Here is a 10,424-nt window from a genome sequence, read left to right on the forward strand (position 1 = left end):
ATATCTGACAGATGTGTCGACCAAGGTCGACACCTACCAACAGCCGCGGAGATCTGTCAGAGGCGGGGCACTGTGGGTTTGCGGGGTGTGAGCCGCATGGATGCGGCGATCAAGGCTACATGGACGTACTTGCGCCGTCCCCGCAAACCCACAGTGCCCCGCCATCCCACGGAATGCACGCTGTTGCTTCGGCCGTTGCCGTTGCGTCTGCAGGTGCAGGGCGCAGCCCTGCCGAAAACCCTACTTTACCCGACGACCCGAACGGTCGATGCGGAACCGCTCTCCGCCTTCCATCGGCGTGTGGCCATCGGCATCCGGCGTGCCGCGCCGGCAGCCATTGCAGACTTCGGCCACGCCATCCTGGAACGGCCAACCGAAATCGAAGGTGCCGGGCACCACCTGGCGGAACTTCAGATCGAAGTAGGCCACGCGGTTGCCGACGCGGGCGCGCAGCAGGCCTTCCTGCGGCGTTTCCGGACCGTTGTCCCAGGTCAGTACCGGCAGGCTGCGGCCTTTGCGGTTGACATAGTGGAAGCCCTGGTCGGCGTACACCACGGCCAGGCCATGGTCGTCGTAATTCAGGTCCTTCAAGGTGTCGGCACTGATCTTCGGCCGGTGATCGACCACTTCGCAGTTGGGCAGCGGCCACAATCCGTGTTCGTCGGTCAGCAGCTTGCACGCCGGTGCCTGTGCCGCTGCATTGGCACTGACCAGCACGCCAAGCAGGACCAGCGACCGCGCGAAGCGGCCGCTGGCAGGAGCAGGGTAGGCCTGCCTCACGATCACTTGGCCTCGGCCTTGCGCTCGAATGCGGTCGGCGCCGGCAGCTGCACCGGCACGCCCTTGTCATCGCAGGTGCCGGCCTGGCACAGGCGTTCGCGCAGGGCCGGGGTGGCCTGCACGATCATGTGGTAGATCGCGTTCTGTTCCAGCGTGCCGCGGATCGCCTTGCTGCCCGGGCCGCGTGCCCAGATACCGACGTCTTCGCCGCCGTGCGACTCGGACTTCATCGGCACCAGTGCTTCCTGCATGTAGTCCGGATGCTCGGTGTCGACCTCGCGCAGGTTCGGGCGGCCGTTGGCCGGTTCGAAGCTGCTCGGGTTGTGCGGGTAACGCTTCGGGCCAGCCGGCTGCTGGTTGCTGCTGCCGGTGTGGCCCGGGCCATTGGCGTAGCTCAGGGTGGTGTACGGCTGGCCGGTGCCGTCCAGCGCGTAGTCGAGCTTGCCGGCGCCATCTTCGCCGCCCTTGTCCTTCACCTTGCCCAGGATCGGGTTGCCGCGCGCCGGGTAGCCGACGAAGTTCAGGGTGTGCGAGTGGTCGGCGGTGACGATGATCAGGGTATCGTCGGCCGAGGTCAGTTCGTTGGCCACGCGCACCGCGTCGGACAGGGCCACGGTCTCGGTCAGCGCACGGTAGGCGTTGCCGCTGTGGTTGGCGTGGTCGATGCGCGCGCCTTCGATCATCAGCACGTAGCCTTCCTGGTGCTTGGCCAGGTTCTTGATGGCTGCCGCCGTCAGTTCGGCCAGGCTCGGCTCACCGCCCGGATCCTGCGGGCGCTCGTACTCGTAGCGCATGTGGTCCGGCTCGAACAGGCCAAGGATGGCCGGCGCATTCGCGGCGGCGGCCAGCTGCTTGCTGTTCCACACGTAGGCACCCTGCGGATGCGCCTGCTGCCATTCCTGCACCAGGCTGCGGCCGTCCAGGCGCTGGCCGACCTTGTCGTCGTACTCGGGATCGCGCTCTTCCACGGTGGTGAACTCACCACGACCACCGCCGAGGGCGACCAGCGGGCCACGGCCATAGCGCGAGGTGGACAACAGCTGCTGGGCGATGTCCTTGCAGCCGGCGGCCTTCGCGGCTTCGGTCAGGTCGGTGTCGTTTTCCCAGTTGCGCTCGGGCGAGTGCGCATAGGTGGCGGCCGGAGTGGCATGGGTCAGGCGTGCGGTGGACACCACGCCGGTGGCCAGGCCGGCGCTGTCGGCCAGCTGCAGCCAGGTCAGCAGGCCCTTGGACAGGCTGTCGGCGCAGTCGGTGCGGCTGCCGGCGCTGACGCCGATCGCGCCCATGTGGGTCTTCACGCCGGTGGTGATGGCGGTCATGGTGCCGGCCGAATCCGGGGTCTGCGAATCGGTGTTGTAGGTCTTGCTGAAGGCCGTGGCCGGGAAGCGCTCCCAGGACAGCAGGTTCTCTTCACCCGAGCCGCCCTTCTGCTGGCCTTCGTAGATGCGCGAGGCGGCCACCGTGGTCAGGCTCATGCCGTCGCCGAGGAACAGGATGACGTTCTTGGCCTTGCCGGACATCGCGCCGTTGGCGGCGGCCTGGGCGGCGCCGCTGCGGTACCACCACTGCGGGGTCTCGCCGGCCGGATGGGCAACGGGGTCGACGGCGACCTTCAGGCCGGCCGGGGCGGACGCGGGGGTGGTGCTGGCGCAGGCGCCCAGCAGCAGGGTGGTGGCGCAGGCGGCCAACAGGGAGACGGAACGGCGCATGGACGCTGGGATCTCACAAACTGTAACGGGACGTTCATTATGCCCGCCCTCGCAAGGCACGCCGATGACACACTGATTTGCCGGCCGGGCGGTCGTTCTGCGGGCCGCCTTGGGCTATCGTGCCAGCATCCCTTCCTTCCCCTCTGGATTGCCTATGAAGCTGGTCTCTGCCTGGCTGCGGATTCCATTCTGGCAGCGCGTGGTCGGTGGCTTCGTGCTCGGCGCGCTGGCCGGCTGGGCGCTCGGCCCGGCCGCGGAAACGTGGTTCGGCCCGCTCGGCGAGCTGTACGTCACCCTGATCAAGATGATCGCCGTGCCGCTGGTGTTCTTCGCGGTCATCAACGCAATCTCGTCGCTGCACGGCCAGAAGTCGGTCGCCGCGCTCAGTGGCCGCACCTTCCTGTGGTTCGTGATCACCGCCGCGTTGGCGGTGTGCGTCGGCCTGGGCGTGGGTACCGTGCTGCAGCCCGGGGCCGGTGGCCTGCAGCTGTCGATGGCCAGCAACTACGTGCCGCGCGAAGTGCCCAGCGTGGTGCAGGTGCTGCTGGACGTGGTGCCGGCCAATGTCTTCTACGCGCTGTCCGGCATCGGCACCAAGGTCAATGCGGCCGGTGAAACCGTGCTGGCTGCCGGTCGCGGCTCGATCCTGCCAGTGATCTTCTTCGCTGGCCTGGTGGGCTTTGCCATCGTCAAGCTGGGCGAGAAGGTGACCGAGGCGCGCAAGCTGGTCGGGCAGATGAGCGACATCATGATCCAGGTGACCCGCTTCGTGCTGGAAGTCACCCCGATCGGCACCTTCGGCCTGATTGCCGGCCTGGTCGGCAGCTACGGTTTCGAGAAGCTGCTGCCGCTGGGCCACTTCGTGCTGGCGCTGTACGTGGCCTGCGCACTGCACATCGTGGTGGTCTACAGCGCACTGCTGCTGGCGCACGGCCTGAACCCGCTGAAGTTCTTCCGTGGCGCGGCGCCGGGCATGCAGGTCGCCTTCGTCAGCTCGTCCAGCTTCGCAGCGATGCCGGTGGCGCTGCGCTCGATCACCCACAACCTGGGCGTGAACAAGGACTACGGTTCGTTCGCGGTGCCGCTGGGTGCCAGCATCAAGATGGATGGCTGCGGCGCGATCTATCCGGCGCTGTGCGCGGTGTTCATCGCGCAGTACAGCGGTGTGCCGCTGACCCCGGAGCAGTACGTGGTGGTGCTGATCGCGTCGGTGCTGGGCAGCTTCGGTACGGCCGGCGTGCCGGGTACCGCGGTGATCATGGCCACGGTGGTGCTGAGCGCAGCCAACCTGCCGCTGGAGACCATCGGCTACCTGTATGCCATCGACCGCATCCTGGACATGATGCGCACGATGACGAACGTGACGGGCCAGATGCTGGTGCCGGTGATCGTGGCCAAGGAAACCGGCCTGCTTGACCAGGCGGTGTATGACAACCCGTCCAGCAACGTGGGCGTGGACGATCCGGACCCGACACCGCCACGCGGCTGAGGTTGCGTGGAGATGAAAAGCCCGCCCTGACCGGCGGGCTTTTTGTTTTGGAGCTGACTGGCGCGGTGCCGATCAGGGTAGGTCCCCGGTAGATCCACGCCATGCGTGGATGGCCGCAGTGCCGACCAACGGTCGGCACCCACTGGGGCAGGTGGCGCAGTGCCGGCCAAGGTCGGCACCCAGTGGGGGCGCAAACAAAAAAGCCGCTGCAGGGCAGCGGCTTTCTCGTGTCAGGCGGCGCGGTGGCGCCAGCGGGTCAGAGATCGACCCGGCGGGCCTGCATGAACTTGTTGCCCCAGTAGCCGCTGAGCAGGGTGTCCACGCGGACGTCCTTGCCGGAGCTCGGTGCGTGCAGGAAGCGGCCATCGCCAACATAGATGCCGACGTGGTCGACGCGGCCCTTGCGGCCGAAGAACACCAGGTCACCGGCAGCCAGTGCGGTGCGGTCGTTGATCAGTTCGGCGTTGTCATCGTGCGCCATTTCGCGGGAGACGCGCGGCAGCTCGATGCCCAGGGCCGAACGGAACACGTAACCGACCAGGCCGCTGCAGTCGAAACCGCTGTCCGGGTTGCTGCCACCCCATCGGTACGGGGTGCCCAGCAGGGTCATCGCGCGGCGCAGCAGCGACTGCACCTTGCCGTTGTCGGCCGCGGTACCGACAACGCTGCCATTGGCGGCGCTGCTGGTGTCGTAGTTGGCGAGCAGGCGGCTGAGGTCGCCGGCCACCACGGCCGAGCGGTCCATCAGCGGAATGGTGTCATTGGCGGCCAGGTGCGGCAGCAGGGCGGCCAGCGTGGCACTGGCGGCGGCATCGACGCGGCTGCGCTGCGGAGCGGCAGCCTCGGCCTTGGCGGCCGGTCGGGCGGTGCTCTCGGCCACCGGGGCCGGGGTCACATCGGAACGGTTCGGAGCAGTCTGCGACCAGGCCGGAAGGCTGGTCAGACACAGTGCCAAGCCAAGCAACAGCGGGCGGGCACTACGTGAAGATACGGAAGTCTGGCCTTCGCTTTTCAGGTCGTCAGTCGTCACGCGTCGGTCACAGGAAAAAAACGATGGGGCATCATGCCCTGTAAAAGCGGCAATAAGTTAAAAATTCCGTTAGTAAATCGTTAGTTGCACGGTGATGTGCGTCACAATTTTGAACATATCGCCTGTTCATCTTAGCGAAGGACGCGTTTCGCCCCGGTGTAGTGGTCCTTCCAGTACGGACCGCTGAGCGAGTCCAGCCGGACCGTGCCACCCGTGCTCGGCGCGTGCACGAAGCGCCCTTCACCCACATAAATGCCGACATGGGTGACGCTGCCGCGGCTGCCGAAGAACACCAGGTCGCCGGTGGCCAGGCGCTGCGTGTCGATCTTCGGGCCCTGTACCGCCGCCAGGTCGCGCGAGGTGCGCGGCAGTTTCAGGTCCAGCATCTCGCGGTAGACGTAGGCCACCAGGCCGCTGCAGTCGAAGCCGGAGTCGGGGGTATTGCCGCCATAGCGATAGGGGGTGCCGACCAGGCTGATGGCGCGCATCAGCACCGAGTTGGCCGCCTCGGGATTGTCCGGCACGGTCTTCGGCCAGTTCGCGGTCGGCGGGGGCGGCGCGGGTCGGGTGGCCTTGCCGCCGCCGCAGGCGGTCATCAGCACGGGCAGGGCCAGCAGCAGGGCCGGGGCGAGGAGCCGGCGCAGGCCGGACGAAACTGGCGTGATGTGCATGATCTCCGGATAATGCGCCACCTTAGGATTGGCCGTCATGATGGCGGCGTCCCCGCCGGGCGACAACCCGCCCCAACCCGCCTGCCTCCGGCAGATCCAGACAGAGTTGCGCATGAAGATCGAAAAAGACCGCGTTGTCCGCTTCCACTACACCGTTTCCGAAGTCGGCCAGGAGCCGATCGAATCGTCCAAGGACCGCGGCGAGCCGCTGGCGATCCTGATCGGCCACGGCAACATCATCCCGGGCCTGGAAAACGCCATGATGGACAAGGAAGCCGGCGCGACCTTCAGCGTCGACGTCAACGCTGCCGATGCCTACGGCGAGCGTCGTGAGGGCCTGTCCCAGCGCGTGCCGAAGAAGCACTTCGGCAACACCAAGCTGGCTCCGGGCCAGCAGGTCGTGCTGCAGACCAACTTCGGCCCGCGTGCGGTGACCGTGCAGAAGGTCGGCATGAGCGTCGTCGACGTCGACCTGAACCATCCGATGGCCGGCAAGGACCTGCACTTCGACGTGGAAATCGTCGATGTGCGCGAAGCCGGCAAGGAAGAAATCGACCACGGCCACGTCCACGGCGACGGCGGTCACCAGCACTGATCGCAGCGCGATCGTGATGGCAGCAACGGCCCGCTTCGGCGGGCCGTTGCGTTTGTGGAACACGGCGCGGCCATCCATGGCGCGCAGGCCGGCGGCATAATGGCGGACCTGCCCGACGGACGCCCTGTGAACGCCGCTTCTCCTTCCCTGCAGCCGGTGGCTTCCGGCGAACGCATCGCCGTGCTTGACGTGCTGCGCGGTGCTGCGCTGCTGGGCATCCTGCTGATGAACATCGAGGCCTTCAGCGGGCCGCTGGACCTGGCGTTCACCGGCATCGACGTGCATTGGCAGGGCATCGACTACTGGGCCGATGCCTTTGTCTACGTGTTCGTGCAGGGCAAGTTCTTCACCCTGTTCTCGTTGCTGTTCGGTGCCGGCTTCGCGGTGATGGCGCAGCGCGCTGAGGCCGCCGGGCGCGACTTCACCCCGTTCTACCTGCGCCGCAGCGCTGGCTTGCTGCTGATCGGTCTGTGCCATGCACTGCTGGTCTGGTCCGGCGACATTCTGGTGATGTATGCACTGATCTCGTTGCCGCTGCTGGCCTGCCGCGAGGCGCCACGCAGCTGGCTGCCGTGGATGGGGCTGATGGTCTACCTCGGCGGTGTGGCGATGATGCTGCTGGTCGGCGCGATGGTGTCGATGGCTTCGGCCGAAGAGGTGCAGGGCATGCTTGCCGAGGCGCAGCGGAGCATTGAGCTGCAGCGGCAGGTGTACGGGCAGGGCAGCTGGGCGCAGGCCAATGTGCAGCGCCTGAGTGAGTTCGGTACGTCGATGGGGGCGCTGCTGATCACCGGTCCGGAAGTGCTGGGCATGTTCCTGATCGGCAGCTGGTTCGCCGGCAGTGGCGCGCTGGCGGCGCCGGAGCGCTTCCCGCGGCTGTACGCGTCGCTGCGCTGGATCGCGTTGCCGCTGGGCCTGCTGGTCACGTTGATCGGCGTCGCCTGGAAACCCTACCTGGCACCGGGCGCCTACAACCTTCCGGTGACGGCGGCGATGGGCCTGGTGACCATAGGCGGCCTGCCGATGTGCCTGGGCTATCTGGCGTGGATCGTGCACTGGCGCACGCGGCTGGCCTGGCTGGCGCCGGTGGGGCGCATGGCGCTGACCCATTACCTGGCGCAGTCGCTGGTCTGCACGCTGCTTTTCTATCACTACGGACTGGGATGGTTCGAGGTGATGCCGCGCAGCGTGCAGCTGCTGTTCGCACTACTGCTGTTCGCTGTGCAGGTGGGCATTTCGCACGCGTGGTTGCGCCGCTTCCGTTTCGGGCCGATGGAATGGCTGTGGCGTGCGATGACCTACCGGCAGTGGCCGCCGATGCGGCGCGGGGCCGGGCAGGGCTGATCGATGCAGGGCGCGCGCGAGGATGTGATCGTGGTCGGCGCCGGTGCCATTGGACTGGCCGTCGCGCTCGCGCTGCGCGCACAGGGCCGGCAGGTACGCGTGATAGACCGTGGGCGTGTCGGCGGCGCGACCTCGCATGGCAACTGCGGCACCATCACCCCCAGCCACGCGCCGCCGCTGCCAGCGCCTGGCGTACCGTTGCGCGCGCTGCGCTGGATGCTCGATCCGCGTGCGCCGTTGTACGTGCGTACGCGACTGGACCCTGCATTGTGGCGCTGGCTGCTGCAGTTCAGCGCACGCTGCAATGCCCGCGACTGGCTGCAGGCCACGCGCGCCCGCGCTGCGCTGCTGAATGATTCCCGGCTGCGCCTGGCACAGTGGGTGCAGGTGCATGCGCTGGACTGCGAATTCGATACCCGCGGTCTGGACTACGTGTTTGGCGATGCCCGCAATTTCGATCACCACGCCGCTGAGTGTGAGGCACTGAACGCGCAGGGCATCGCCACGGCGCGCATCGACGGCGCCGACTATGCGCGCGACAATCCGGCGTTCCATGATCGCCTCGCCGGTGCGATCCACTTTCCCGGCGATGCGCAGCTGCGTCCGGACCGCTATACCGCTGAACTGGCGCGCGTGCTGCGCGCGCAGGGCGTGGTGATCGACGAACAGGTGGACGTGCAGGGATTCAGTGACGATGCGCAGGGCGTACGCGTGCAGGCCGGCCTGCAGACCGTGCGGGCGCGTGAGCTGGTACTGGCCACTGGCCCGTGGTCGCGCGACTGGGCACGGCAACTGGACCTGCGCGTGCCGATCCAGCCCGGCAAGGGCTATTCGCTGACCTGGTCACGACCGGAGCAGGTGCCGCAGCGTCCAGTCGTACTGAAGGACCATTCCGTGTTCGTGATTGCCTGGCGCGATGCGTTGCGCCTGGGCGGCACCATGGAATTCGCCGGTGCCGACCCGCAGCTGCGCACGCGCCGCCTGCAGGCCCTGCAGCAGGCCGCCGACCGCTACCTGCGCGCGCCGCGCGGTGCGCAGCTGCAGGAGCAGTGGTGCGGGTGGCGCCCCATGAGCGTGGACGACGTGCCGTTGATCGGCCGCGCGCCTGCGCATCCTCACGTCTGGCTTGCAGCGGGGCATGGCATGCTCGGCATCAGCATGAGCGCCGGCACCGGCCAGCTGATCGCCGATCTCGTCTGCGGCCGCACGCCAGCGATCGATCCTGCCCCTTACCGACCCGAGCGATTCCGATGAGCACTGCACCCTATGATTACGACCTGATCGTCCTTGGCGGCGGCTCCGCCGGCCTGGCTGGTGCGATCCGTGCCGCGCAGCATGGCAAGCGCGTGGCAATGCTGGAGCCCGGTGAGCTGGGCGGGACCTGCGTCAATGTCGGCTGCGTGCCGAAGAAGGCGATGTGGCTGGCGGCCGACCTGCACGAGCGCATCGGCCTGGCCAGTGCGATGGGCTTCGATGTTCAGGCGCGCCCGGCGCTGTCGTGGAAGGAACTGGTGATCCATCGCCAGGCCTACATCAGCAACATCCACACCAGCTACCACAAACGCCTGGATGAGACCGGCGTGGTGCGCATTCCGGCGCGCGGCCATCTGCTCGATGCGCATACCGTGGCCTGCAGTGATGGCGTGCGTTACAGCGCCGAGCACATCCTGATCGCCACCGGCGCGCACCCGCTGCGTCCAGATATCCCCGGCGCGGAACTGGGCCTGGTCTCCGATGATTTCTTCGACCTGCGTGCGGCGCCGGCCGAGGTGGCGATCATCGGCGGTGGCTACATCGCGGTGGAGCTGGCCGGCCTGCTGCAGGCACTGGGCAGCAAGGTGAGCCTGCTGGTGCGTGGCCAACGGCTGCTGGATCGCTTCGATTACGAGCTGACTGATCAGCTGGCCGAGAACCTGAAGCAGCAGGGCGTGCGCATCCATTTCGGCTATCGCCTGCGCGAACTGCAGCGCGATGGCGAACGCGTACGTGCGTTCGGCCATGACGGCCCGCTCGACAGCGTGTTCGACGCGGTGTTCTTCGCCACCGGCCGCCGCGGCAACAGTCGTGATCTGGGCCTGGAAGCGCTCGGCATCGGCATTGGCGAACACCAGCAGGTGCAGGTGGACGAATGGCAGACCACCAGCGTGCCGAGCGTGCACGCGGTGGGTGACATCGCCGGCAAGGTCGGCCTGACCCCGGTGGCGGTGGCTGCTTCGCGACGGTTGATGGATCGCCTGTTCGGTGGTCGCCCGCAGTCGAAGATGGATTACGAGAACGTGGCCAGCGTGGTGTTCTCGCACCCGCCGCTGGGTGCGGTGGGCATGAGCGAGGAAGAAGCGCGCGCGCGTTTCGACCAGGTGAGCGTTTACCACAGCCGTTTCCGACCGATGCTGCAGGCGCTGGCCAACGGTACACAGCGCAGCCTGTTCAAGATGGTCTGCGCCGGCCCGGAAGAACGCGTGGTGGGTATCCACCTGCTGGGCGAAGCGGCCGACGAGATCCTGCAGGGTTTCGCGGTGGCGGTGAAGATGGGCGCGACCAAGGCCCAGTTCGATGACACCGTGGCGATCCACCCGACCTCGGCCGAGGAAGTGGTGCTGATGCGCTGACCTGCGGTTGCTGCAGAGCCGAGCCCATGCTCGGCCGTCGCTCTTTGTAGAGTCGAGATCCTATGTTCGCGGTCAAGCCTGCTGGAAGCAGGCTTGACCCACCTTCAGCATGGCCGGATCGAAGTCCCGGCCGCTCTTGAACACGCCCCAGGCGATCTTGGCTAGTTTCCTTGCCAGAATGTTGAAGACGGCGGTGC

9 protein-coding genes are annotated in these 10,424 nt (G+C 67.2%); 5 read left to right on the top strand and 4 right to left on the bottom strand.

Features of this window, described 5'->3' with window-relative positions:
* Positions 1–240 precede the first annotated feature (240 nt).
* Positions 241–786: a WG repeat-containing protein gene (locus V3B48_RS21130; protein WP_164080556.1), complete on the bottom strand. Its 546-nt coding sequence runs from the start codon at positions 784–786 to the stop codon at positions 241–243.
* Complete coding sequence (locus V3B48_RS21135) at positions 783–2,489, bottom strand: alkaline phosphatase (protein ID WP_032128997.1); 1,707 nt, start codon at positions 2,487–2,489, stop codon at positions 783–785. Before V3B48_RS21135 ends, V3B48_RS21130 begins: the two co-directional genes overlap by 4 nt.
* A 154-nt stretch (positions 2,490–2,643) precedes the next feature.
* Between V3B48_RS21135 and V3B48_RS21140 the strand changes: the two genes are divergently transcribed.
* The gene (locus tag V3B48_RS21140) at positions 2,644–3,978 is read left to right on the top strand and encodes a dicarboxylate/amino acid:cation symporter (protein ID WP_046988032.1); all 1,335 of its coding nucleotides are present in this window, start codon (positions 2,644–2,646) and stop codon (positions 3,976–3,978) included.
* A 256-nt stretch (positions 3,979–4,234) separates the two neighbouring features.
* On the opposite strand, the gene V3B48_RS21145 is transcribed toward V3B48_RS21140, so the two are convergent.
* Positions 4,235–4,942: a C40 family peptidase gene (locus V3B48_RS21145; protein WP_223224737.1), complete on the bottom strand. Its 708-nt coding sequence runs from the start codon at positions 4,940–4,942 to the stop codon at positions 4,235–4,237.
* Between the two features lie 197 nt (positions 4,943–5,139).
* Positions 5,140–5,718, bottom strand: coding sequence for a C40 family peptidase (locus tag V3B48_RS21150; RefSeq protein ID WP_329894399.1), 579 nt, complete (start codon positions 5,716–5,718; stop codon positions 5,140–5,142).
* A gap of 73 nt (positions 5,719–5,791) precedes the next feature.
* Here V3B48_RS21150 and V3B48_RS21155 point away from each other — a divergent pair, with 73 nt between their 5' ends.
* From V3B48_RS21155 to gorA, 4 genes are all read left to right on the top strand, one after another.
* Positions 5,792–6,274 carry a peptidylprolyl isomerase gene (locus V3B48_RS21155; protein WP_049398704.1) on the top strand — a complete coding sequence of 161 codons (483 nt, stop codon included), beginning with the start codon at positions 5,792–5,794 and terminating at the stop codon, positions 6,272–6,274.
* Positions 6,275–6,373: 99 nt separating this feature from the next.
* Positions 6,374–7,618 (top strand): DUF418 domain-containing protein, encoded by a 1,245-nt coding sequence (locus V3B48_RS21160; RefSeq protein ID WP_329894400.1) that lies wholly within the window; start codon positions 6,374–6,376, stop codon positions 7,616–7,618.
* A 3-nt stretch (positions 7,619–7,621) separates the two neighbouring features.
* Positions 7,622–8,872 carry an FAD-dependent oxidoreductase gene (locus V3B48_RS21165; protein ID WP_329894401.1) on the top strand — a complete coding sequence of 417 codons (1,251 nt, stop codon included), beginning with the start codon at positions 7,622–7,624 and terminating at the stop codon, positions 8,870–8,872.
* Positions 8,869–10,227, top strand: a complete 1,359-nt coding sequence (gorA, locus tag V3B48_RS21170) for a glutathione-disulfide reductase (protein ID WP_125893984.1) — start codon at positions 8,869–8,871, stop codon at positions 10,225–10,227. The genes V3B48_RS21165 and gorA overlap by 4 nt, the downstream gene beginning before the upstream one ends.
* The last annotated feature ends 197 nt before the right edge of the window (positions 10,228–10,424 follow it).

The organism is Stenotrophomonas sp. SMYL20, from assembly GCF_036320045.1.
Taxonomy (GTDB): domain Bacteria; phylum Pseudomonadota; class Gammaproteobacteria; order Xanthomonadales; family Xanthomonadaceae; genus Stenotrophomonas; species Stenotrophomonas maltophilia_A.

Coding starts and splice junctions, on each gene's coding strand:
- V3B48_RS21135 (WP_032128997.1), bottom strand. CDS start 2,489: ATGCGCCGTTCCGTCTCCCTGTTGGCCGCCTGCGCCACCACCCTGCTG.
- V3B48_RS21140 (WP_046988032.1), top strand. CDS start 2,644: ATGAAGCTGGTCTCTGCCTGGCTGCGGATTCCATTCTGGCAGCGCGTG.
- V3B48_RS21150 (WP_329894399.1), bottom strand. CDS start 5,718: ATGACGGCCAATCCTAAGGTGGCGCATTATCCGGAGATCATGCACATC.
- V3B48_RS21155 (WP_049398704.1), top strand. CDS start 5,792: ATGAAGATCGAAAAAGACCGCGTTGTCCGCTTCCACTACACCGTTTCC.
- V3B48_RS21160 (WP_329894400.1), top strand. CDS start 6,374: ATGGCGGACCTGCCCGACGGACGCCCTGTGAACGCCGCTTCTCCTTCC.
- V3B48_RS21165 (WP_329894401.1), top strand. CDS start 7,622: ATGCAGGGCGCGCGCGAGGATGTGATCGTGGTCGGCGCCGGTGCCATT.
- gorA (WP_125893984.1), top strand. CDS start 8,869: ATGAGCACTGCACCCTATGATTACGACCTGATCGTCCTTGGCGGCGGC.